The organism is Rhizobium sp. CNPSo 3670, from assembly GCF_057784555.1.
Map to the genome: position 1 here is coordinate 58968 of NZ_JBXSOL010000026.1, position 22937 is coordinate 81904.

Consider the following 22937-nt stretch of genomic DNA (forward strand, 5'->3'; position numbering starts at 1 on the left):
GGGTTGGAGACGCGTCGGAAACCTGCGTCTCCCCTCTGATCGTCGGCCCGCTTTTGCGCTGCCGACGACGATGATCTGGTTCCGCATGATTTTCCATTCAAGAGGAGAATCTAAAAAATTTCGGCCTGCTTTACCCGGCAGTCCGGAGCGCCTCTTGCGCACTGTTTTCATTCAGCTCAACCAATGTCGCCTGGCCGTTCGACATCGGAATCATGAGGTCGGCGGCAGCACGTAGCCGGCCGGTGACGGCAGGTGGAGCACGAATCTTGTATCGGCGGCATTCGCCGCCAGGACCAGGTGATAACCACCCGGTTCGGCCCGGAAGGCGCCGGCCTCGATATCGAAATAGGCCAGATCGCGCGGCAGAACCTTCATAACGGCTGTGCCTGTTTCGCCGGGTTGCAGCGAGAGCTTTGCGAAGGCGCGCAGTTCCTTGTCCGGCCGTTCCACTTTGGCTAATGGCGAGCGCACATAGAGCTGGACCAGTTCCGAGCCTGGCCGGTCGCCTGTATTGGTGACGTCAATGCTGACGGTTATGCCTTCAGGATCCATTTCTCCTGCGGAGAGTCGCGGTTCGCCCCAACGGAAGCGGCTATAGCTAAGGCCGAAGCCGAAGGGGAAGAGGGGTTCGACGGCGCTAATATCGTGATGGCGGTAGCCGACGAAGACGCCTTCGGCATAGTGCACATGCCCATTCTTGCCGGGATAAACGGCAGGATCGCCTGTGATGGCGGAATTGTCGGCAAGCGCCTTCGGGAAGGTCTGCGGCAGGCGGCCGCCCGGCTCGGCTTCGCCGAACAACACGTCGGCAACGGCATTGCCGAGTTCCTGTCCGGGATACCACATCTGCAGCACGGCGCGGACCTTGCCGAGCCAGGGCATCTCGAGGGGACCGCCGGTCTGCAGCACAACGACGGTGTTGGCGTTGGCGGCGGCGACCTTCTCGATCAGCTCCTCCTGCCGGCCTGGTAGCCGCATATCGGGCAGATCTAGCCCTTCCGTGTCCCACTCGCCGTCGCGACCGACGAAGAGCAGCGCGACATCGGCATTGCGGGCCGTTTCGACGGCGACTTCGATGTCGGCCGCGTCGAGCGGCTTTTCGACGCCGAAGCGGACGGCGATGAGGTTGATGCCCTCCTCGTTCGCCGTGGATGGCTCATATTCGACGGCAATTTCGTAAGGCCTGCCCGCTTCGAGCGTCACCGCGCCGCGCTGTTCGTCATTGGCGGTGCCGAAATAATTCTCGCCGCGCACCCAGCCGTCATGGCCGTCGACCATCAACCGACCGTCGACGAAGAGCCGCGCCAGTCCGGCATTGGTCATGCCGAAGACATGTTGGCCGCTCTCCTCAGGCGCATATTGCATCACCATCCGGGCGGAGAAATCGGCGGGGTCGAGTTCGCCCGACGGCAGTTCGAACCAGAAGAATTCGCCCTTGTGGACGGTGTCGACGTGAAGCGGAGTGCCCTTGCAGCCGCGCCCCTTGAAATATTCGACGGTGATCTTTCCCTTGAACACCTCGATCAGGCGGTTATGGCGGCAGCCGACGGCGTGGCTGATGCTGTTGGCATTGGAAAGAGCGGCGCGAATGCCTTCGAGCGGGCTCACCGTATAATGCGCGGCGATCTGCGCGCTGCCTCCACCCATGACGCGGGCGCTCGCGGCATTCGGCCCGATGACGGCGATCCGATCGAGCGAGGTCTTGGCAAGCGGCAGGATGCCGTCATTCTTGAGGAGCACCGCGCCTTCGGCACCGAGGCGCCGGATCAGCGCCCGGTCTTCCGGCAGATCGACCGCCCGTTCGGTGAGATCGGGCTTGTTCTCGAATGCGCCGACGCGCTCGAGCAGCAGCAGCATGCGCCGCGCCGCTGCCCGCACGGTGGCGGCTTCCACCTTGCCTTCGCGCACGGCCGCAACCAGCTTCTCGCCGCGGTCGCGCGTCGGGCCCGGCATTTCGAGATCGAGGCCGGCATTGATCGTCTCGGCCGTGGAATGCGAGCCGAACCAGTCGGACATGACGATGCCGTCGAAGCCCCATTCCTCGCGCAGCACCTTGGTCAGCAACCATTGATGCTCGCTCGTATAGGTGCCGTTGAGGCGGTTATAGGAGGACATGACCGCCATTACGCCGGCGCGGCGCACCGCCTGCTCGAAGGGCGGAAGATAAATTTCGCGCAGCGTCCGCTCGTCGATATCGGACGACATGGTCTGCCGCTCGATCTCGGATTCATTGCCGGCGAAGTGTTTTATGGTCGCCGCGATCCCCTCGCTCTGCACGCCCTCTATATAGGCGACCGCGAGTTCTGATGTCAGCATCGGATCTTCGGAGTAACATTCGAAATTGCGGCCGTTGAGGCCGGAGCGATGAATATTCACTGTCGGCGCGAGCAGCACGGCCGCTCCCTTGCTCTTTGCCTGGCGCGCAAGGGCAACCCCCATCTGCCTGACGAGATCGGGATTCCAGCTGGCGCCGAGCGCAATGGCGACAGGAAAGCAGGTCGCCTTGACGCCGGCGACCAGCGAGCCCGCGCCGCGAGCGCCATTCGGTCCGTCCGTCACCTTGATCTTCGGCACGCCAAGCCGCTCGACGGGCACGGTCGTCCAGAAATCGGCGCCCGACAGCAACGAGACCTGTTCTTCGAGCGTCATCTCGTCGAGAATGGAATCGATCATGCAAACCTCCCGTTCAAAGACTGCGAGCACCGTCTGTTAAACCTACCGATTACTCGGTATTTTTAATATGTCAAGCTGACTGAGCTGATGTAAGAAGAAGAGGATATATCGGCCGGAGCATTGCGGATCGGCGCATCGCCGTTAAAAGAGGCCGACGGGAGAAATAATGGCAGAACGGAAGACGGGACAGGACGAGAAAAGACGGCGTCGATCCCCCAAAGGAGAGGAGCGCCGCGCGGAAATCCTGGCCGCGGCGATGCGGCGCTTTGCCGAAGACGGCTATCAGAATGCCGCGATCGGAGATATCGCCCGGGACGTCGGCCTGTCGCTGCCCGGCCTGCTGCACCATTTCCCCACCAAGGTCGATCTGCTGCTCGCGATCCTCGCCAAGCGCGATCTCGATAGCGCCGATTTCATCGGGCACTATCGCTCCGATGTCAGCGGCCTGCTCAAGGGCATGGTCGAGATCTTCCGCCGCAATGCCGAAATGATCGAGGTCGTCAGAGCTTTCGCGATTCTGAATGCCGAAAGCCTGATGAAGGATCACCCCGCCAAGGCGTGGTTTCTCGCTCGCACTGCGGAGATGCAGAAGGACATCGCCGCGACTTTCGAGCGGGCGATCGCCGATGGCTCGATCGACAAGAGGATCGACAGCAAGGTGATCGCGGCCGAACTGATCGCCGTGATGGACGGCCTGCAAATGCTCTGGCTGCGCGATCCCGATCGCTTCGATATGGTCGATGGTCTGGAAGACTATGTCGACCGCCTGCTGGCGAGCCTCGGTCTGGAGGGATGAACTCTCTTTTCATCGAAGCGCGTGAGCCAGATCATGATGCGGCTGACGGCTTCGTGGTACCTTTGGCCGACCAGCAAACCCGTATGCGTCGTGCCCCAAAGACCGAGATACTCGCCGCCGATGTGCCGCGCCGTCGCCCGGCCTCGCCGATCGGCGGCGTCATCGTTGACAGCTGAGATGACCAGGCTGGGGCAGGTGATCTTGCCGCCGTCGATGGAAATCCCCTCGGCTCCGAAATGGAAGGAAAAGACACCGAAAGCTCTGGCGGATTCCATCGACAGGTACTTCCGCTGGAAGGCGATATCGTCGGGCTTCTCGTCAGGGCTGGACTGCTCGTCACGCGCCGGCGCGGGAATGACGACGCCAGGTATCTCAGGCGCAAGATCCTGGTAGGGCACCTCGTCATGCACCTGCCTGGAGATGCTGGAATCGATCAATACCAGCCCGGCAATGCCAACGCTTTCTGCCAGCTTCTGGCTGAGGATTCCGCCCATGCTGAAACCGATCACAACAGGAGCGACGGCACATTCCCCAGCGATTGCGGAAATCGCCTCACGAATATCTTCAAGATAGTTCTCGAATTCCACCTTCGTGAAATCCACCGACCTGCTTTTGTAGTGACCTCGGAGATTGATGCAGTAAGAATCCCACCCCGCCGCCATGAAGTGCGGAATGTACTTGCTCCACATCCAGCTGCCAGTGAAGGCGCCATGGACAAAGAGCAGAGGCGGTCGATCGGCCTCATCCGAGCGATCGTTCCCGCGAAAGATTTCCAGGAAAAGGTCGTTCTCGCCAATATATATGCCCGTGTACTCCGGCAACTCTCTCGCGTAGTCCCGCATGCCATCCACTCCCTTTATCTTGGTAGGCCTATCCGTTCCCGCTGTCGAACAAAGGATAATCGCTACGCAATATTGATCAATCGCCGTGCGTGGCCTTACATAAAGGACAAAATGTCTCTAATCGGATCTTGCCGTGGATAGTCTCGCGAACCTCTTCGCCTTCGTTCATGCAGCCGAACAGCAGAGTTATGTCGCAGCCGCGCGCGTTGCCGGCGTTTCGCCGTCCGCGATCGGCAAGGCCGTGGCGCGTCTTGAAAGCCGGCTCGGTGTGCGGCTCTTCAACCGGACGACGCGCAGCATCAGCCTGACCGACGCAGGGGCGGTCCTTTACGAGCGCTACAAGCGCATCATCGACGATATGCAGGACGCAGAGGCAACCGTCCTGCATAGCCGGGAACGCCCAAGGGGCCGCCTGCGCGTCAGCGTTCCGCACATTGTCGGACACCATCTGCTGATGCCGATACTGCCGGCCTTTGCCGAGTGCTTCCCGGAAATCGACCTGGATGTGGAATTCGAAGACAGGGTCATAGACCTGGTTCAAGAGGGTCTGGATGTCGTGGTGCGGAGCGGCGAGCTTGCCGATACGCGGCTGATCGCCCGCCACCTTGGCGATCAGCATTTCGTCGTGTGCGGCAGCCCCGACTATTTCGAGCGCCATGGACAACCGGAGACACCTGCCGATCTCTCCCGGCATGCCTGTATTCATTTCAAATACCCATCCAGCGGCCGTATCGCGTCATGGGCCTTCAAGACGCCGTACGAGCGGCTGCTTCTGCCGCGAAGCCTGACGTTCAACAATACGGACGCGGGGCTGCGGGCAGCGCAGGATGGTCTTGGCCTTGCCCACCTGCCCGTCTATGTCGCGGCATCGCATATGCGAGCGGGAAGCCTGATCCCCGTCCTCACCTCCTTCATGGTGCCCTTCGGCTCGCTCTCGCTGGTCTGGCCGTCCAATCGCCAGCTTTCGCCCAAAGTCCGCGCTTTCGTGGATTTCGTCGTCGAGAATTGCACCGCCCGAGCCGACGCTTTTCGACCGGCAGCCAGCCTGTCGCGCTGATCCGCTGTCGCGTCATATCCGAGGCGGGTACACTTTCCCTACTCACAACGCTGGGGGCTTTGACGCTCAGCCGCAGTTCCGGCTCGGTTTTGAATCGGAGCCGGCACCTGCTCGGCCATTGAGTGCCATCGGCTGATCTGAACGCGCCATTGCGATCGATGCGGATGATGTCCGCGGGATGCGCGGATCCGTGGTGGCCAGCCACCGGTCTGCCGAAAAATACGCCCTGGTTCTTGCCTGCGAACCCGGAGCTGCCTTGAGGCCTAGAGCAAAACTAAATCTGTTTTCGCTGTCGGCTTCGCGCGTGAAGCTGAGATAAGAGCCGAATCGTTCGGCCTCGACATCGCGAAGTCTTCGGATCGACGCAAGCGCATCTTCAAAATCTCGCCAGCATGCCTGCTTCACGATGATCTCGAAAATGCGCAGCACTTCAGGGGCGAGAAGTCCCTCAGCATCAATCTTAGGTCCGACGATCTTGGCGCGGATCTCAACAATATTACCCGTCTCATCTCCACGAATCCTGAGGAAGGTTGAGCTCAGCGGCTTCACTTCGTCCCGTTCGTAGATGCGCTGAAAATAACATTCATAGTCGCGATTGCGCATCGATGCGGCTTTCCATTCGCTCACCTCTATGCCGGCCTCTCGGAGAGCGCTGCAAATATTGGCGCCCGAGACCAGCCACATCCGCAGAAACTGACTTGCCAGGTCGAGCTTTGGGACCTCCATCAGATGCCGCGATATGGATATCGTCGGGCGAAGAAAAGAAGCAGCCGAATCAGAGTGGACGGTTGGGCGTGGCGAAGGGGCAGCCTTGTTGAGCGCTCCCTTTCCCAAGTCCTCGGTTGGAGATTCGGATTGGCGGATGTCAAGGTAAGAAACCGCAATCGTTGCGACAAGCAGGGCGAGTAGCAACAGCGGCCGACGTAACGGGCGGCGGTTGCTCAGCAACGGGAACTTCCAGCGCTGGGATGGGCTGTCGCGAGAAGAACCGGCTGCTGAGAACAATTTATTCACTGCGTTGCCTCGCAAGCTTGCGACCAGCGGTGTCAGTCGGCGGCTGGTCAATCCCCGTGGCCAATCCTTTTGAGGCGAGCGACGATGTGAAAGCGATACAGCCGGCTCACCTTCGAAACCGCGATTTTGATGTCGAGTGTATCGAGCGTCAAGCAGCAGCCTTGAAACGGCTGCGCCCCAAAAGAAAAGCTCGCCTATGTCGCCGATCCTTCGGGAGATTACTTTCCATCAAGCCATTCCTGCAGCTCCGCCTCAGCGCGTTCCAGAGCGCTGTAATTCAGAAGTTTGCGCAGGAAAGCAATCGTGACGGCGCGGGCGCGGAGATTGAAGCGGCCGTCCTCGTGGTCGTCGCCAGCCGTCTGATAGACGTCGAGCTTGTCGTAGAGCTGCTGCAGGCGGTTTTGCACGCTGCGCAGCGACAGGCTCCGGCGTTTGGCGATGGCCCGGTCAGTCAGACCGAGGGCTATGTCAACGAGGATCTCATATTCGGAATCGGTGAAGCCGTTGGTCTGGCCGAGGCTCTTCTGCTGCAGACCACGCACTTCGCGGTCGATGACACACTGGCTCTCGATGAAGATCGAGCGCAGCGCAAGCTTCAATCGCTCGTCAGAGGCGGATTTCAGCACATAGCCATAGGCGGCGCCATCCGGCACGATGCGCGAGACGCCGCGCACATAAGCCTCGTCCGAATAATTCGACCAGAACAGGATGCGGGTCTCTGGGCGCTCCTTCCAGATCGTCCGCGCCGCCTCGATGCCGTTGCGGCTCGCCATCTGCAGATCCATGACGATGTGCGCCGATTTGTGGTCGCGGGCGAGCTTCTCGCCGGCGGTTCCGTTCTCCGCCTCGATCACCGTGTCGCATTCCGGCAGGGCAGCGTTAACGGCTTCGTGCAGATAGGACCGGTGCAGCGGGTCGTCCTCGACGATCAGAACCTTCATCTTTTCTTTCTCCTCAGTCCGGCTCGCCCGCCGGGCCGCTCGGCGCCAGCGGCAGCACGACGCGCACCGCGGTCCCGCGATTATTATGGCCGGGGCCGGTCGTGAAGCGCGCCGAGATCAGCCGCGCGCGTGTCTTCATATTGTCGATGCCGCCGCCGATCCGTCCCCGCGTCTTGGCAAGCCCGGTTCCGTCGTCGGAGATTTCGATCGCCAGCTGTTCGTCGTCGGCTTCGAGCCGCACCATGATCGCCAGCGGGGCGGCATGGCGCACGGCATTGTTGATCGCCTCCTGCGCTATGCGAAACAAGGCGACGCTGACGGTCGGCTCCAGCCTTTCGAGCGCCCCATTCGTCTCGTCGACGAGGCCCCATTCGATGCCCGACCCGGTGTCGCGGGTCGATCGGTCGAGATGATGCTCGATCGCCTGAGCGAGGCCGAAGAGCTGGAGCACGGAGGGTTTTGCCTGCTCGATGATCTGCCGCAGATCCTGCATGCAATGCTGCAGCGATCGCGAAACGGGTTCGAGCGCCTCGGGCGTCACCTCGCCGTTGCGCGACAGCCGGTCGATTCGCCGGGCAAGCCGCGTCAGGTCGGCAAGCGTCTGGTCGTGAAGATCCATGCCGATTCGCTGGCGTTCCTGCTCCAGGGCTTCGGTCAGCTTCAGCGCGCCCTGACGCAGCCCCTCCTCGCGGGCGCGTGCCTCCGCCTCCACGATCGCCGAGCGTTGCGCCTGCTCGGCCGCCTGCAGCGCAAAGAAATAGGGCGTCAGCAGATCGGCGATGATGCGGGCGCGTTCGACGTCCTCCATCGTATAGACGCCCGCCCTGTGAGACGAACAGGAAAGGGCCGCGATGATCGTGCCCTGCACCTTCATCGGCACATGCAACCGGCTCCTCAGCGATTGTTCGACGATCGGCCGCTTGAACGCGCCCTCGAAATGGAAACGCGGGTCTGTCATGGCATCGTCCGTGAGCAGAAAATCGACCTCACCTCGCAGCAGCGAACGGATGGGGCTGTTGACGACAGGCGCGCCGGCGATCTCGCCCCAGGCGGTCTCGATGCCCGTTTCATAGGCCGTGTGATAGTTGCCGCCTTCGAGCAGCACGCAGACGTCGAGATGGTCGTGGGGGATGATGTGGGCGACCTCGGCAGCGACCGATCGGATCGCCGAGCGGAAGTCGAGCTGGCCCGCGAGCAGCCGGGAAATGCCGAGATAGTGGTCGAACAGGGCTGCCGGTGCGAGATGCAGCATTGTCAGTTCCTCCCCCGTCACGACAGGCTCCTCAACCCGGCGTGATCGTTTCCCAGTAAGCGCCCGCAAATGGGCCGCCGTCTTGCGTAAACCCGCAGCTTGTTGCGCAAAACCCGCAAACGAGTTGCCGCCTTGCCCCTGTACAGGCAGTCCGATCTCCCGCATCCTGCCCTTACTGAGAGGAGGAAGCTCAGTGCAAGAACAATTTTCACTCGGGTCTGGTTTGGCCGGCACGAGTGAAGCGATCCGCCGACCGGCGCGATCATGAGGGAGGAAGACATGACAATCCGTAAGATGCTTCTGGCATCGGCCGCTCTTGCTTGCGCCGCCATGCCCGTATCCGCCTTTGCCGACACGTCGGCCAAGAAGATCGCTCTTTCCAACAATTATGCCGGGAACTCCTGGCGCCAGGCGATGCTGACGAGCTGGAGCAAGGTGACGGGCGAAGCCGTAAAATCAGGCGTCGTTGCCGCGGCCGATCCTTTCACCACTGCCGAGAACCAGGCGACGGAACAGGCGGCGCAGATCCAAAACATGATCCTGCAGGGCTATGACGCGATCGTGCTGAACGCCGCCTCGCCGACGGCGCTGAACGGCGCGGTCAAGGAAGCCTGCGACGCAGGCATCACCGTCGTTTCCTTCGACGGCATCGTGACCGAACCGTGCGCCTGGCGCATCGCTGTCAATTTCAAGGAAATGGGCCGCAGCGAGGTGGAATATCTGTCGAAGAAACTCCCACAGGGCGGCAATCTGCTCGAGATCCGCGGCCTTGCCGGCGTCTTCGTCGATGACGAGATCTCGGCCGGCATCCACGAAGGCGTCAAGCAGTTCCCGCAGTTCAAGATCGTCGGTTCCGTTCACGGCGACTGGGCGCAGGACGTGGCGCAGAAGGCAGTCGCCGGCATCCTGCCGAGCCTGCCTGACATCGTCGGCGTTGTGACGCAGGGCGGCGACGGTTATGGGGCCGCACAAGCGATCGCCGCGACCGACCGGAAGATGCCGATCATCATCATGGGCAACCGCGAAGACGAGCTGAAGTGGTGGAAGGAACAGAAGGACGCCAAGGGCTACGAGACGATGTCGGTGTCCATCGCGCCAGGCGTCTCCACCCTCGCCTTCTGGGTCGCCCAGCAAATCCTCGACGGCAAGCAGGTCAAGAAGGATCTCGTCGTGCCGTTCCTGCGCATCGACCAGGACAATCTCGAAACGAACCTCGCCAATACCCAGGCCGGCGGCGTCGCCAATGTGGAATACACGCAGGCAGACGCGATCAAGGTCATCGAGTCGGCAAAGTAACTCTCCCGGCGATTGCCGCGCGCGCCGAAAATGGCCGCGCGGCAGTCCTTCCGAGCAGATGTGGCGGGCAGCATGGATGAGGTATTGAAGGCGGTGATCGCCGTCGATGGCGCCAAGGTGAGTTTCGGCGCGGTCAGGGCGCTTGACGGCGTCACGCTCCGCGTCATGTCGGGCGAGTGCGTCGGGCTGGTCGGGCACAATGGAGCCGGCAAGTCCACCATCGTCAGCGTGATCAATGGCGGCCTCACCCCCCATGAAGGAAGTGTGTCGAGCGATGGCGAGCGGCTGGAGCGTTACGGCATCAACGCGGCACGAGCCCGCGGCGTGCGCTGCGTTTTCCAGGAGCTTTCGCTCTGCCCCAACCTCTCCATCGTCGAGAACACGCGTATCATGCACCGCGATCTAGGCGGCTTCGGCTGGCGCAGGCGCGCCGCAGAAATCATCGAAAAGAGCCTCGATGCGGTCTTCCCCGGCCACGGCATCGACAGCGGTCGGGCAGTGGGAGACCTTTCGATCGCCGAGCGACAGATGGTCGAGATCGCGATGGCCTTTTCCGACGCCGGCACCCCGCCGCGGCTGGTGATCCTCGATGAACCGACCTCCTCGCTCGACGCGAGCCTCGCCCGCCAGATGCTCGACCATGTCCGCCGCTTCGTCGCGGCCGGTGGCTCCGTCATTTTTATCTCGCATATCCTCCACGAGGTCCTCGAAACCTCCGACCGCATCGTTGTCATGAAGGACGGCCGCGTCGTTGCCGAACGCCCCGCCCACGGCTTCGACCATCATGGTCTGGTGGAGGCCATGGGCAGCGTTGCGAAGGAGGAGACGGGGCAGCGCCCGGCGCGCCAGCAATCCGCCGCTCCGCTCGTTCTCTCCCATCAGACGGCGGGCCGTCCCTTTTCGGCCCGCAAGGGCGAGATCATCGGATTGGCAGGTCTTGCCGGCCACGGGCAGACCGAGCTTCTGCTTGCCCTGCACGCCGCCAAGTCCGGCAACTGGCTGCCCGAGCGGGATCCGCTCGTCACCTTCGTCGCCGGCGACCGACGCCTCAACGGCATCTTCGAACTCTGGAGCATCCTGCGCAACTTTTCCGTCGCCTCGCTCAGTGACCTGTCGCGGCGTGGCCTCATTGCCGCTGATAAAGAGGAGGCCAAGGGCGCCGACTGGAGGCGGCGGATCGAAATCCGTACGCCCGACATGGCCAACCGCATCTTGTCGCTTTCCGGCGGCAATCAGCAGAAGGTGCTCTTTGCCCGCGCCCTTGCTACGCATGCGCCGGTCGTCCTCATGGATGATCCGATGCGTGGCGTCGATGTCGGAACCAAGCAGGAGGTCTACGCCATCATCCGCGACGAAGCTTCGCGCGGCCGCACCTTCATCTGGTATTCGACTGAAATGGACGAAGTGCGTCTCTGCGACCGCGTCTACGTCTTTCGCGAAGGCCGCATCACTGCCGAACTTGCCGGCGACGCCGTCAACGAGACGAACATCATCGCCGCATCCTTCGAGGGGGTCGCCGCATGATGGTCCGGCTGTCATCCGACGCCTTGCGTCTTGCCATTCCCACCCTTTCGCTGACACTGCTGCTCGCCGCCGTATTCTGGCTGCAGCCGCGCGCCATGAGCTATGTCGGCCTCAACCTGCTGTTCAATCTCGCTGTGCCGATCGCGCTTGCGACGATCGCCCAGATGCTTGTGATGACGGTGAACGATCTCGATCTGTCGATGGGCACCTTCGTCAGCTTCGTCGCCTGTGTGAGCGCGACCTTTCTGCGCGACCACCCGGCGACCGGCATCCTGATCCTTGCGGGAGCGATCGCGGCCTATGCGGCCCTCGGCGTCATCATCTACCTGCGCGACCTGCCGTCCATTGTCGTCACGCTCGGCATGAGCTTCGTCTGGGGTGGACTTGCCGTATTGCTGCTGCCGGCGCCGGGCGGGCAGGCGCCGGATTGGGTGCGCTCTCTGATGACCGTCAAGCCGCCGCTGGCGCCGATGGCGATCGTCGCCAGCGTCATCATAGCCGCCGTCGCCCATCTTCTGGTCATGCGGTCTTCGCTCGGGGTGTTGATCCGCGGCATCGGCGGCAATCAGCGCTCGGTCGAGCGGGCCGGCTGGTCGATTGTCGGGGCGCGAGCCATCGCCTATGGCCTTGCCGGCTTCTTCGCGGTGCTTGCCGGCATCGCCCTCGTCGGCCTCACCACCTCGGCCGATGCCAATATCGCGCTGCGTTATACGCTGCTGTCGATCGCCGGCGTGATCCTCGGCGGCGGCGAGTTCATCGGCGGCCGCGTCTCCCCTGTCGGCGCCGTTATCGGCGCGCTGACGCTGACGCTCGCCGGCTCGTTCCTATCCTTCCTGCGCATCTCGCCGGATTGGCAGATCGGAGCCCAGGGCGCGATCCTGATCATCGTGCTCGCGCTGCGCCTCATGCTGAACCGGCTGGAAAAACGGGAGAAACGCCGCCGATGACGCCCTTCCTCAGCCTTTTCGGCAAACCCTGGATCTGGTCATGGCTTGCCGCCTTCGTGGTCTGGTTCCTGACGATCATGGTGACCCTCGGCGCCAGCACGCTCGGCCTGTCGCAGGCGGCACTCACCTTCGCCGCCTTCTCGGTGATCGTCGGCATCGGCCAGATGTTCGTCATCACGCTCGGCCCCGGCAATATCGATCTGTCGGTTCCCGCCACCATGACACTTGCCGGTACGGTGGCGCTGAAACTGATGAATGTCGAAAACGGCTTGATCCTGCCCGGGCTTCTTGTCGCCATCCTCATCGGCCTCGTCGTCGGCCTCGGCAATTACGCGCTCATCAAGGCGCTGCGCATTCCGCCGATCATCGCCACGCTTTCCATGAGCTTCATCGTGCAGTCCGCGGCGATCTGGACGAACCGTGGCTTGCGCATCAAGCCGCCCAGCGTGCTTGCCGAATTCACCACCACGAACACGCTTGGCGTACCGAACGTGGCGATCGTCGCGTTACTCATCTCGCTGCTAGCCTGGTTCCTGCTCGAGAAGACGATCTACGGGCGCTGGATCTCGGCGATCGGCCAGAGCATGCCCGCCTCACGCATGGCCGGCATTCCGGTCGACGGCACGCGGTTCGTCACCTACCTCTTCTGCGCCGTGCTCGCATCCGTCGCGGGCTATCTGCTCGCCTGCTTCTCCGGCGGCGCAGCACTCAATATGGGCTCGGAATATCTGCTGACCTCGATCGCCGTCGTCGTGATCGGCGGCACAGCGGTTGCCGGCGGCGATTCCAACGTGCCAGGCATCTGGGGCGCGTCGCTCTTCATGTTCCTGGTCGTCTCCATGCTCAACACCTATGGGCTCGGCGCGGGCATCCGCCTCATCATGACCGGCCTCATCATCATCAGCGTGATCATGCTCGCCGGCGGTCGCCGTGCCGGCATGCGATAATCAGGAAGATCACCATGGCCGAGGCCAGCATCTACGAAATCCATGACCCGCGCTTCCGGCAGTTGATCGTCACCAGCGCCGGTCTCGACGAACTCTATTCAGGCTGCCGCTGGGCAGAGGGTCCTGTCTGGTTCAACGATGCGAACCAGCTTCTGTGGAGCGACATTCCAAACCAGCGCATGCTGCGATGGACGCCCGATGGCGGCGTCTCCATCTACCGGCAACCATCGAACTTCACCAACGGCCACACGCGCGACCGCCAGGGCCGGCTCGTCTCCTGCGAACATGGTGGGCGCCGCGTCACGCGCACCGAGATCGACGGCTCGATCACCGTGCTCGCCGACCGTTTCGAGAGCGCGCGGCTCAACTCGCCGAACGACGTGGTGGTGAAATCGGACGGCACGATCTGGTTTACCGATCCAACCTACGGCATCATGTCGAATTATGAAGGCTATCAGGCCGAGCCCGAGCAGGCGACGCGCAACGTCTATCGGCTCGATCCGGCGACCGGTAAACTTGCGGCCGTGGTCACGGATTTGATCCAGCCGAACGGCCTCGCCTTCTCGCCTGACGAGACGATCCTCTACGTCGCGGATTCGTCAGCAAGCCACGACGAAAGCCTGCCACGCCACATCCGCGCGTTCGATGTAGTCGACGGCAGCAGCCTTGCGAACGGCCGCGTCTTCTGCCTCATCGACACCGGCATCCCGGACGGAATTCGGACTGACGTGCAGGGGAACCTTTGGTCCAGTGCCGGTGATGGCGTGCACTGCTTCGATTCGGCAGGCAAGCTGATCGGCAAGATCCGCGTCCCTCAGACTGTCGCCAACCTGACCTTCGGCGGCCCCGGACGCAACCGTCTGTTCATAGCCGCAACGCGCTCACTCTATTCCGTCTACGTTGCCGCGACGGGCGCCCAAAGACCCTAAGCCGGAGAATGCCAGATTCGGCGGCGGCGAGTTCATTAACGCCCAATGCGAACTGATTGAGATCCTCGTAGCCGTATTCCGCGGCGGCGCGTCGCGTGAAGTCGCCGGTGACCGCTGCCGTGATGACCACATCGACGTTCCTCTGCATTTCAATGACCTTCGCGCGGCGGCGTCGTTCTGCTTGAAGACTTAGACGGCGCGGGCCATCCGGCCGATTTCGTCACGCCGGTTGGCGAATGGGATGTCGGCATCGAGATTGCCTTCAGCTAGACCGCTCATGCTTGCGGTGATCTCGCCGATCGGCTTTACGATCACGCGGGCGCCAAAAACAGCGGCGCCGATCAACGTGATAATGGTCAACAGACCGACACCGAGTGACGTATAGGACGAGGGCAGCGGAGGCATCGGCCTCTTCCTCAGCCTTCGTCGCCATCGCCTTGGCCGAGTCTGCACCTTCGATGGGATAGCGAGCGCAGGACGTGGATATGACAGCTGGCTCGCTCTGCGTCGCGTCCGCCGACTGCGGAACGTCTTCTCGACGAGCGGGATTATTCCCTTGATATGACGGTGACCTGCAGCGCATCGAGGATGAGGCCGAGCGCCGACAGGCGGGGCAGATCCAATGCGGGGCTATCCGCCTCGAGGCTGGCGGTGGCGCGGTCATAAATGGCAACGCATTGCTTGTTGGTGATCCGCGACATGTAGAGAATGCCGTCGAAATCGGTGCGATGGTAGATGTCTTGGCTGAGCCGGCGTCCGCTCGCCTGCGCCCGTGCCCGAACGGCATCCGTCGAGACACCGAGCAGGTTTGCGCCTTCGTAGCGCAGGTCGAGTAGAAAAAGCGGGCCCGGGTTTCGGACGGAATAGCGGTCGAACTCCTCCTGGAATATCACTCGCTCGGCCCTACCTTGAAGCGGTCGCGAACAATCGTTTCCGCGACCGCGGTCATGGGGTCCTGAGCGAGGTAGAGCAGCCGGAACTTGTCCTTTGGGCTCGAAAACCGCGACTTGCCGAAACCCATGCCGAGCGGCGTTCCGGCATGGGCGCGCGCGATGATCCTGACATAGTCGGTGACATCAGCCCGGACGGCGAGGCGCTGAAGGATAGTTTTGTCGAGTCTCATTGCACGGCGAAATAGGTCTGAGCCGCGTCGATGACCTCGTCAGCGCGATCCTGTTTCAGGAGGTCGATGGGCCTGCGCCCGCCCAACATGGGATTCGGCTGGCAAAGCCACAGCCATACCACCCGCTGATTGGACACGAGAGCGGCGACCGTTGCTATGCCCCTTGCGGGACGCCCGTCGATGAATTGTTCGATCGGATAGACGTGCTTTCTCGTTCCCTTCAACAGTGCGATCACCTCGCCGGCATGCTGCCAGCGATTGAGCGTGGAGCGCGCAATTCCAAAATCGCGCTGGAGTTGGCTGGCGCCGGCAACCGGCCCGGCCCAATCCTCAAGCCTGCGGGCGACCGCAAGCTCGCCTAGCAACCGCGCGCCCTCCTCGGCCGTAACGATCTTCCCCAGTCCTTCGCCGGCGGAAGGCTCCACGGTTTTCGGAATCTCGAGCACGATCTTGCCGCCGGCAGGCGCATCGCCGAACGTCTCCACCAGGCCACGAATGCGGCGGGCAAGTTCGCCCTGGCGCTTGCTAAGCTCGCGCCTTACGCTGACGGGAAGATCGACGATGGCCGCAGCCGCCGCGCCCGCAATACTGGCAGACAGGGCCGCCGAGCCGGACTCGAATGCGGCGTCGGCTTTCAGCACGTCGGCAACTTTGGCGGCGACGCGGTCGGCGACCCTTGCCTGACGGGCACGATGCAGCCGGACCTCAGAACCAGCCATGAGACTATCTCCGTTCTTAGATGAACTGATATAGTATCAAATGACCAATTTGTCCAGTTTGTCCCGTTCATACCGCACGTCGCGGATGGTTGATCAGCCCTTTCGCAACCTCCAGCTCCGAATCTCGAAGGGCATGATGTCGGCGGGGCCTTTACGCTCCATACGCTCTTCGAGAATGTTGAGCGGCTGCGACGCCGCCCATCCGGAAGGCAGGGCGAGGGAAAGTCGGCCACGCCGGCCGGCCGGTTCATAAAGGCGCAGGATCAGGCCTTCGCCCTCCTCCGCCGGCTTCAGGCCCGAAAGTGCGACCGGAGTGCCCTCGACGCCAAGCGGCGCGAAATTGCCGGCGGAAAGGCCGCTGGCTTCGGCCGTCACCAGCGGCTGGTTGAGATCGAGCGCCTCGTCGAGGACGCCGCCTTCATGCCAGGCGCCCTCATGCGGCATCAACGCGTAGGTGAAGCTCTGCTCGCCTTCGTCGGCGAGCGGATCGGGATAAATCGGCCCGCGCACCAGGCTCATGCCGATCACATTGCCGCGGGCGCTGTGGCCGTATTTGGCATTATTGAGGAGTGCCACGCCGAAGCCGGGCTCGCTGAGATCGACGAAGCGATGGGCGGCGGCCTCGAACATCGCCTGCTCCCAGGAGGTATTCGTGTGTGTCGCCCGCTCGACCACGCCGAAGGCGCATTCGAAGGTCGCCTTGCGAGCCTGCACGTCGACCGGGTTCAGCGTGCGCAGCAGGGTGCGCCGGTCGTGCCAGTCGATCGTCGTTTCGATGTCGAGCCGCTTGGCGTTGGCCCTCAAGACATAGGTCTGGGTGACGCTCGAATGCCGGTAACGGTGGATGACGCGGATTGCCGCACGATGCGGGCCGCTTTCGACGAGGCTGATGCCTTCGGGGGTTTCGAGGCGGACGCCCTTTTCGGCGTAATCGGCGTCCATATCCCAGGCATCCCAGTTGCGCGGCTTGTCGACCGGATAGACCCAGAGCTGGTTGGCTGAGCCGGCGACCGCTTCGCGGCCGCTCGCCTTGTGGATGAGGCTGGCAATAGCCCCGTCCTTGCCGATTACGACCGAGAGATGATCGTTTTCGAGGCGATCGGCGCCGGCCTTCAGCCCACCCGCCGGCTTCAGCGCCTGCCTGTCGAAGACTGCGACCGATAAGGGAGCGACGATATCGGCGGCCGAAAGTACCGTGCCGTCGGCAAGCGTGGCGCTCACCGGCCGCGGCGCAAGCGAGGGATTGACGACAATGAGGGCATCAGCGACCCCGCCCTTCGGCAAATTGGCCGAAAGGGTCTGCAAAGCCTTGGCCTGCTCGGCCTTGGCGTGGTCGATGACGCCGCCGAGTTCCTGCTCCGCATCTTGATAGACTTCGCGGATGCTCGAACCCGGCAGGATGTCGTGGAACTCGTTCTTCAGCACCACGCGCCAATCCGCCTCGAGGCTTTTCGGCTTTTCTGCCCCGAGCATATGGGCGAGCGAAGCGAGGGTCTCGGCGGTGATCAGCGCGCGTTCGGCCTGGCGGTGCTTGCGCTTGACGCCGCTTTGCGTCGTCAGCGTCGCGCGATGCAGTTCGAGATAGATTTCGCCGTCCCAGACGGGGAGCTTCTTCTCCGATGCGCTGCGATGCGCCTGCTCGTAGAAGCCCTTGACCGTGCCCCAGCGCGCTTGCGGAATGGCGGGAAAATCGCGCAGCTGCACTTCGCGCTCCACCATTTCAGGCGTCACCCCGCCGCCGCCGTCGCCATAGCCGACGGCGAGAAGCGAGGCGTGATGCTGCGCCTTGCCGCGGAAATTCTTCCACGTCGGCAGGTAGCAATCGGGTTGCACGAAGCCGTTGTAGCCCTGCATCGGATTGTCGAAGGTGTGGGTCAGCACCTGGCTGCCGTCGAGGCCCTTCCACCAGAAGAGATCGGAGGGGATATGGTTGGTCTCGCTCCAATTGACCTTGATGGTGAAGAAGCTGTCGATGCCGCCCTGCCTCAAGATCTGCGGCAGCGCGCCGGAGAAGCCGAAGCAATCCGGCAGCCAGCAGACCGTGTGGCGGGCGCCGAAGGTTTTTTCGAAATAACGCTGACCGTAGAGCACCTGGCGCACAAGGCTTTCGCCGGTCGGCATGTTGGTATCGGGCTCGACCCACATGCCGCCGACGGTTTCCCATTTCCCCTCCGCGACCTTCTTCTTGATGCGCTCTAGAAGCTCGGGGTCCTCCTCTTCCATCTGCGCGTAATAATGGGCGGTCGACTGGTTGAAGCGGAATTCGGCGGAGCGCTCCATCAGAGAGAGCGCTGTGTTGAAGGTGCGCCGCATTTTCCGCCGCGTCTCGCGATAGGGCCAGAGCCAGGCGAGATCGATGTGCGCGTGGCCGGTCAGCACCAGTTCCCCATTCGGGGGGAAGCGCTGCTGCAGCTCCTTCAACCGCACCGTCAGGACCTCGAAGGCAGCGGCGGCCGAAGCGCTCTGCTCGTCGGTGAGGCCGGCCGGATCGGAAACAAGCTCCGGCAGTTCCCAGATCTTCTGCTGCATGACGGCGCCCGACGTGCGGGAGATGTAGGCCGCTGTATCCGACGGCCAGTCGAGGCTGCGCAAGGCCTGCTCCGCGGCGCCGACCAGATGCGGCACGACCTCATGCTCGCCGAGCGCGCCGACCGCCTCGGTGATCTGCTTCAGGAGAAGATGCAGGCGGTGAACGGGACCGTCGAGCCAGATCAGCCGGGCCTTGTTCAGCCGCGGCGCCCGGTTCGGCTCGCCGAAAGGAAAGCGGGCGACGCTTTCCGCCGCGATCGAAAAGCGTCGGTCCTTCACCGGGAATTCCTGGTGATAGGGATCGAGGCCGAATGTTTCGCTTTCAGCGTCGGGATAGCTGAGCGTAATCAGGCTCTCACCGCCGAGATCGAGCTGCAGGCGAATATCTTCGAGCGGCCAGCTCTGCGGCGCTTCAGCGCTCGCAGCAAAATGCACCACGCCCTGACGATGCGGCCAGTCCTGCTGATGGGCGATCGGCTCGGCCTCGAAGGTCCAGCCATCGATCGGGCTGCTATACCGGTCCCGCCAATGCGCGAGCTCGGCGATACGGACCTTCAGACTATCGAGGCGTTGGGCAATGGTGAGCGGCATGGCTTATCCTGTTGAAAATCGGCGGCGCGCGATCGGGAATCATGGCTTTGGGAGATGAAGATGATGCGATAGGGATCGCGCCCCTCCTCCCAGCGGGTCCTGTTGATACTTAGATTAAGTAACTTTGATTTGGCGTCAAGCCGCAAAAGATCTTCTGTTCGAGATCGCCAATCCTGACCGGTCTACTTCTCGCAAATCCTTCCAGCCACGGCACCTGATGGCCGCGGCATTGCTGCGGCCGGTGAAGGTCACGCCTCGACCAACTCATAACGCAGGATAACTGCGCCGGCCGCGGTCGTCGTGCTGTCGAGTAGCTACCTCATTTCGTAATGCTGAGAAGAATGAGAAGGCCGATGGACCGTGGCGTGTCTTCGGTATGGCGGAGGACATGCTCCCCTGCTGGTGAAACACTGAGAGATCAAGTTTACGCATTCACCTCAGGTACCCGCAAACGGATGCCGAGGCGCCATTGATGATTGCCTTCAACCTACAAAGAAGCTCAAGCCATCCTCGACAACTTGAAGCGATCACTGTGGTAATTGGCTCTCGAGTGGAGTGATCGCCGGCCACGACACGATCCCAGACAGTAGTCGTTTTCAGGGCGATGATAGAATGGCGAAGATCGATCAAAACAGCAGGTCCTTTGCGCGGTAGTAGGTGCCCACGATAGGCATGAACCACGGATTTCCGGTATGAAACGGAACGGCGGGCCAATCGAAACCCTCTAGCGGGTTGCCACCTTTACGGCCCATGACTAAATCCGCTAGCACACTACCCATGTAAGTCGACAACTGGGCTCCATGACCGGAATAACCCATGCTGTAAAACACCCCGTCGGCACTGCCCGCCCGAGGAAAACGGTCTTGGGTGCACCCGACGAGGCCGCCCCAGCAATAGTCGATCTCGACGTCAGCGAGCTGCGGAAAGATGCTCACCATCTGTTGGCGCAGAAGCTGGCCCGAGCTGACGTCGGTTTTCTGATTGGACACGGCCGAAAATCTCGCCCTCCCCCCGAACAGCATGCGGTTGTCCGGCGTGAGGCGGAAATAGTTGGAGATATTGAGAGAATTGGTGAAGTTGCGGTTACCCGGAACTGTCGCAGCGACCTCCTGCGGGGTGAGCCGGCGTGTCGCAATGATGAAGGAAGCGATTGGCATCAGTCTTCGGCGGAAATAATTAAACACGCCTGGCGTATAGGCATCGGTCGCCAGGATGACCTGGCGGGCTGTGAGTGAGCCGGTCGGTGTGGTCAGCCGCCAACCATTCTCCGCGCGCTCCCGGGCGGTGACCGGGTTCCGCTCCCAGATCGCCGCACCGTGGCGGCAGGCCGCCTCCGCCACGCCGTTGGCGTAGCGTCCCATGTGCATCATTGCGGATTTCGGGTAGAGAACTCCACCATGAAAGGCGTCCGATATCACTTCCTTGCGGAGGTCCTCGCGTGTCAGCCACTCGACTGATGGGTCGACTTCGCGACGGATTTCTTCCGACATCGCCTGCAGCTTACTGACGTGAGACGGCTTCGAAGCTAGCTTGAGCTTGCCGCCCCTGCGGAATTCGCAGGCGATCTTTTCTTCCTCGATGATACATTCGATCATGTCGATCGAGTCGTCATAGGCCCGCCACAAGCGGCGCGCCCGGTCTTCTCCGAGATGCTGCCTGGCGGCGCCGAAGCTTGCGAAATGACCGCTGTTCAGGTGCCCGCCATTGCGCCCGGACGCACCATACCCAACGTGCTCGGCTTCCAGCAGAGCAACTTTCTTGCCGGATTGCGCCAATTTGCGCGCAGCATTCAGGCCCGTGAAGCCCGCACCGATCACCGCAACCTCGAAATCCCCAGAAACCGGACCCGCGATGCCTCCTGCAAATGGAGTGGAAGTATCATGCCAATAGGAAGCAAATTTCATCGCAGCAAGCCCTTATGCTCATCCGATCGGAATTCATCGAGTATATGCCTGCTTGTGCCGGAGGAGTGCGGCACAAGTGAACGCGTTTCGCAATGATCGCCTGTATTGTAAGCCGCAAACCAAAGGATATTCTGTTAACGCTAAAGCTACGCAGCGCTTCAGGATTTTTCGGCCTCCAGCGTTGCGCCCGTAAGATCATAGAAGCGATGTTCCAGTGGCGTGCCGCCGTGGCTCATCGCCAGCGGTCACTCACGCGGATCTTGGGCGAGACGTCTTTTGCCCAGGCCCCAAGTTACCATTGACAGACCGTTCTGCCCCGGCACCGGCTGCTTCGAAAGCCACGCTTGTGGCCTAAGCGGTTCCTGTGGGATCACAATATACCTTGGGACTGATCTGGATGGCATCTGGGGGAGAGGTAAGTCGTTCCTGTTGAACGGCCGTCCGTTTTGGCTGAAAATCTCGAAAAATCGCTAAGAGTAAGCCGAACCTGCCGCTCTCCGCATGTAAATATTGTAGTAGGATGGCAGGCTGATCCAAGGATCGGAAGACGCCGCGGTGCCGCGTTGAGCTGACGTAGACGATGGGGAGAAGGGAGCGGAATAAGCGAAAATGCAAAAGTCGGTGCGCCTGAAATCGTTTGAATTAATCGCGCAGGATATCAATAGTGTTGACGTAAGCTTGCTTCATGCCCTGTCGACGGGTGTCGGCTGGCCGCACCGCTTCAAGGATTGGGAGTTCCTGCGCCGCGCCGGCCGCGGTATCGCGGCCGTCGATGGAATTGGACGCGTCTTTGGAAGTGCAATGTGGTTTCCCCACGGAGACGATTTCGCCACCATCGGTGTGGTAATCACATCACCCCGCACGCAGGCGCAGGGGACCGGCCGCTGGTTAATGCAGCAAGTGTTCGAGCAGTGCGGCGAGCGCAGGCTGGCGCTGAACTCGACTATCGCCGCCCATAAGCTCTATGTGTCACTCGGTTTCACAGCGGAAGCAACGGTCTACCAGCATCAGGGAGACGTCGCTGCGGCGCTTCCCGCACTGCCACCTTTGGACGCTGAATTAAGTGAACTGCCGCGTGATAAGATTGAAGAGATCTTCGCCTTGGACACGTTCGCCTTCGGAACGGATAGGAGTCGACTGCTTACACTCCTTTCAGAAGGCGCATCTATTTGTGTGCTCCGGCGTGAGGGTGCAATGGTAGGCTATTCGATGTGCCGCGAGTTCGGGCGCGGTCATGTAGTCGGCCCTGTCGTCGCGAGCAATGATCGTGACGCGATCCATCTCGCGGCCGTGCATCTGAAAGACCTCACTGGCCAATTCGCCCGCGTCGATACGCGAGAAAAAGGACCGTTTGCCCACTTTCTTCAACAGAGCCGGCTGGCTATCTCCGAGACCGTTACGACCATGTCCAAAGGCGGCCCGTTCCTGAACCGAAAGGCGAACGAACCGGCGGTATATGGCCTTGCGGGCCATGCGTTGAGCTAGACCAGAGGATCGCGTCGAAATACCAAAGCTCTATTCTAGTTCGAGCACAACGGGCGCCTCGCGGTTTAGCAGCACCAATATGCAGATCGCAATGCGGCCCACCGGCTGCTGCAGTGGACAGTCAACACTCATCGCTGTGGTTGATCAATCGCGATTGAGTTCAGAATTTCGGCAAGTTCCCCTCCCCTGCAGAATCAGCCAATGTGAGAGCTGGTGTCCAGCTGCATCTTCGGGGCGCTTCCAATTTGCAATAAACGGGCTGAGACCCAACCTCCCAGACGCGTCGGCCGACAGTCTCTCACTAACCCGTAAGGGGAATGAACGTCGCGTGGGGAAGGTAGCCGCTCTTCGTCAAGCAGCAGTCGCCC

Annotated in this window: 19 protein-coding genes; 8 read left to right on the top strand and 11 right to left on the bottom strand. The window is 61.8% G+C overall.

The features are described from left to right. Nucleotides 1-210: 210 nt before the first annotated feature. Complete coding sequence (locus AC13QO_RS23365; RefSeq protein ID WP_488541988.1) at nt 211-2673, bottom strand: glycoside hydrolase family 3 C-terminal domain-containing protein; 2463 nt, start codon at nt 2671-2673, stop codon at nt 211-213. A 166-nt stretch (nt 2674-2839) separates the two neighbouring features. Between AC13QO_RS23365 and AC13QO_RS23370 the strand changes: the two genes are divergently transcribed. Continuing rightward, nucleotides 2840-3469 (top strand): TetR/AcrR family transcriptional regulator, encoded by a 630-nt coding sequence (locus AC13QO_RS23370; protein WP_488541989.1) that lies wholly within the window; start codon nt 2840-2842, stop codon nt 3467-3469. Here the strand turns inward: AC13QO_RS23370 and AC13QO_RS23375 are convergent. Continuing rightward, on the bottom strand, nt 3427-4311 hold the full coding sequence (locus AC13QO_RS23375; protein WP_488541990.1) for an alpha/beta hydrolase: 885 nt from the start codon (nt 4309-4311) through the stop codon (nt 3427-3429). The genes AC13QO_RS23370 and AC13QO_RS23375 overlap by 43 nt on opposite strands. 133 nt (nt 4312-4444) lie before the next feature. On the opposite strand from AC13QO_RS23375, the gene AC13QO_RS23380 reads away from it, so the two are divergent. Continuing rightward, entirely contained in the window at nt 4445-5368 is a 924-nt protein-coding gene (locus AC13QO_RS23380; protein WP_488541991.1) for a LysR family transcriptional regulator, read from the top strand. 66 nt (nt 5369-5434) lie between these two features. Here AC13QO_RS23380 and AC13QO_RS23385 read toward each other — a convergent pair whose 3' ends face one another. From AC13QO_RS23385 to AC13QO_RS23395, 3 genes are all read right to left on the bottom strand, one after another. Continuing rightward, nucleotides 5435-6316 (bottom strand): DUF6030 family protein, encoded by an 882-nt coding sequence (locus AC13QO_RS23385; protein WP_488542003.1) that lies wholly within the window; start codon nt 6314-6316, stop codon nt 5435-5437. Nucleotides 6317-6600: 284 nt separating this feature from the next. After that, nucleotides 6601-7323: a response regulator transcription factor gene (locus AC13QO_RS23390; RefSeq protein WP_011428784.1), complete on the bottom strand. Its 723-nt coding sequence runs from the start codon at nt 7321-7323 to the stop codon at nt 6601-6603. Between the two features lie 13 nt (nt 7324-7336). Further along, nucleotides 7337-8575 (bottom strand): GAF domain-containing sensor histidine kinase, encoded by a 1239-nt coding sequence (locus AC13QO_RS23395; RefSeq protein WP_085781835.1) that lies wholly within the window; start codon nt 8573-8575, stop codon nt 7337-7339. A 279-nt stretch (nt 8576-8854) separates the two neighbouring features. Here AC13QO_RS23395 and AC13QO_RS23400 point away from each other — a divergent pair, with 279 nt between their 5' ends. The 5 genes from AC13QO_RS23400 (at nt 8855) to AC13QO_RS23420 (ending at nt 14218) form a co-directional block, all read left to right on the top strand. Beyond that, entirely contained in the window at nt 8855-9871 is a 1017-nt protein-coding gene (locus tag AC13QO_RS23400; protein WP_488541992.1) for a substrate-binding domain-containing protein, read from the top strand. Nucleotides 9872-9943: 72 nt separating this feature from the next. Further along, nucleotides 9944-11395, top strand: coding sequence for a sugar ABC transporter ATP-binding protein (locus tag AC13QO_RS23405; protein ID WP_488541993.1), 1452 nt, complete (start codon nt 9944-9946; stop codon nt 11393-11395). Beyond that, nucleotides 11392-12342: an ABC transporter permease gene (locus AC13QO_RS23410; RefSeq protein ID WP_488541994.1), complete on the top strand. Its 951-nt coding sequence runs from the start codon at nt 11392-11394 to the stop codon at nt 12340-12342. The genes AC13QO_RS23405 and AC13QO_RS23410 overlap by 4 nt, the downstream gene beginning before the upstream one ends. Further along, nucleotides 12339-13289 carry an ABC transporter permease gene (locus AC13QO_RS23415; RefSeq protein WP_488541995.1) on the top strand — a complete coding sequence of 317 codons (951 nt, stop codon included), beginning with the start codon at nt 12339-12341 and terminating at the stop codon, nt 13287-13289. The genes AC13QO_RS23410 and AC13QO_RS23415 overlap by 4 nt, the downstream gene beginning before the upstream one ends. 14 nt (nt 13290-13303) lie before the next feature. Continuing rightward, nucleotides 13304-14218 (top strand): SMP-30/gluconolactonase/LRE family protein, encoded by a 915-nt coding sequence (locus AC13QO_RS23420; RefSeq protein ID WP_488541996.1) that lies wholly within the window; start codon nt 13304-13306, stop codon nt 14216-14218. A gap of 189 nt (nt 14219-14407) precedes the next feature. On the opposite strand, the gene AC13QO_RS23425 is transcribed toward AC13QO_RS23420, so the two are convergent. The 6 genes from AC13QO_RS23425 to AC13QO_RS23450 form a co-directional block, all read right to left on the bottom strand. After that, entirely contained in the window at nt 14408-14623 is a 216-nt protein-coding gene (locus AC13QO_RS23425; RefSeq protein WP_245421382.1) for a HAMP domain-containing protein, read from the bottom strand. Between the two features lie 143 nt (nt 14624-14766). Next, a complete protein-coding gene (locus AC13QO_RS23430; protein WP_488541997.1) occupies nt 14767-15111 on the bottom strand; it encodes an RES domain-containing protein in 345 nt (114 codons plus the stop codon). Beyond that, nucleotides 15108-15341 carry an RES domain-containing protein gene (locus AC13QO_RS23435; protein ID WP_488541998.1) on the bottom strand — a complete coding sequence of 78 codons (234 nt, stop codon included), beginning with the start codon at nt 15339-15341 and terminating at the stop codon, nt 15108-15110. The genes AC13QO_RS23430 and AC13QO_RS23435 overlap by 4 nt, the downstream gene beginning before the upstream one ends. Beyond that, nucleotides 15338-16060, bottom strand: coding sequence for an antitoxin Xre/MbcA/ParS-like domain-containing protein (locus AC13QO_RS23440; protein WP_488541999.1), 723 nt, complete (start codon nt 16058-16060; stop codon nt 15338-15340). Before AC13QO_RS23440 ends, AC13QO_RS23435 begins: the two co-directional genes overlap by 4 nt. Nucleotides 16061-16153: 93 nt before the next feature. After that, on the bottom strand, nt 16154-19180 hold the full coding sequence (locus AC13QO_RS23445; protein ID WP_488542000.1) for an alpha-mannosidase: 3027 nt from the start codon (nt 19178-19180) through the stop codon (nt 16154-16156). A gap of 626 nt (nt 19181-19806) precedes the next feature. Then, nucleotides 19807-21084 carry an NAD(P)/FAD-dependent oxidoreductase gene (locus tag AC13QO_RS23450; protein WP_488542001.1) on the bottom strand — a complete coding sequence of 426 codons (1278 nt, stop codon included), beginning with the start codon at nt 21082-21084 and terminating at the stop codon, nt 19807-19809. Between the two features lie 609 nt (nt 21085-21693). Between AC13QO_RS23450 and AC13QO_RS23455 the strand changes: the two genes are divergently transcribed. After that, nucleotides 21694-22569 (top strand): GNAT family N-acetyltransferase, encoded by an 876-nt coding sequence (locus AC13QO_RS23455; protein WP_285194911.1) that lies wholly within the window; start codon nt 21694-21696, stop codon nt 22567-22569. The last annotated feature ends 368 nt before the right edge of the window (nt 22570-22937 follow it).

What these genes read in the sequence shown, in the direction of transcription:
- AC13QO_RS23365 (WP_488541988.1), bottom strand. Translation starts at nt 2,673, where the DNA reads ATGATCGATTCCATTCTCGACGAGATGACGCTCGAAGAACAGGTCTCG.
- AC13QO_RS23370 (WP_488541989.1), top strand. Translation starts at nt 2,840, where the DNA reads ATGGCAGAACGGAAGACGGGACAGGACGAGAAAAGACGGCGTCGATCC.
- AC13QO_RS23375 (WP_488541990.1), bottom strand. Translation starts at nt 4,311, where the DNA reads ATGCGGGACTACGCGAGAGAGTTGCCGGAGTACACGGGCATATATATT.
- AC13QO_RS23390 (WP_011428784.1), bottom strand. Translation starts at nt 7,323, where the DNA reads ATGAAGGTTCTGATCGTCGAGGACGACCCGCTGCACCGGTCCTATCTG.
- AC13QO_RS23395 (WP_085781835.1), bottom strand. Translation starts at nt 8,575, where the DNA reads ATGCTGCATCTCGCACCGGCAGCCCTGTTCGACCACTATCTCGGCATT.
- AC13QO_RS23400 (WP_488541992.1), top strand. Translation starts at nt 8,855, where the DNA reads ATGACAATCCGTAAGATGCTTCTGGCATCGGCCGCTCTTGCTTGCGCC.
- AC13QO_RS23405 (WP_488541993.1), top strand. Translation starts at nt 9,944, where the DNA reads ATGGATGAGGTATTGAAGGCGGTGATCGCCGTCGATGGCGCCAAGGTG.
- AC13QO_RS23410 (WP_488541994.1), top strand. Translation starts at nt 11,392, where the DNA reads ATGATGGTCCGGCTGTCATCCGACGCCTTGCGTCTTGCCATTCCCACC.
- AC13QO_RS23415 (WP_488541995.1), top strand. Translation starts at nt 12,339, where the DNA reads ATGACGCCCTTCCTCAGCCTTTTCGGCAAACCCTGGATCTGGTCATGG.
- AC13QO_RS23420 (WP_488541996.1), top strand. Translation starts at nt 13,304, where the DNA reads ATGGCCGAGGCCAGCATCTACGAAATCCATGACCCGCGCTTCCGGCAG.
- AC13QO_RS23425 (WP_245421382.1), bottom strand. Translation starts at nt 14,623, where the DNA reads ATGCCTCCGCTGCCCTCGTCCTATACGTCACTCGGTGTCGGTCTGTTG.
- AC13QO_RS23435 (WP_488541998.1), bottom strand. Translation starts at nt 15,341, where the DNA reads ATGAGACTCGACAAAACTATCCTTCAGCGCCTCGCCGTCCGGGCTGAT.
- AC13QO_RS23440 (WP_488541999.1), bottom strand. Translation starts at nt 16,060, where the DNA reads ATGGCTGGTTCTGAGGTCCGGCTGCATCGTGCCCGTCAGGCAAGGGTC.
- AC13QO_RS23445 (WP_488542000.1), bottom strand. Translation starts at nt 19,180, where the DNA reads ATGCCGCTCACCATTGCCCAACGCCTCGATAGTCTGAAGGTCCGTATC.
- AC13QO_RS23450 (WP_488542001.1), bottom strand. Translation starts at nt 21,084, where the DNA reads ATGAAATTTGCTTCCTATTGGCATGATACTTCCACTCCATTTGCAGGA.
- AC13QO_RS23455 (WP_285194911.1), top strand. Translation starts at nt 21,694, where the DNA reads ATGCAAAAGTCGGTGCGCCTGAAATCGTTTGAATTAATCGCGCAGGAT.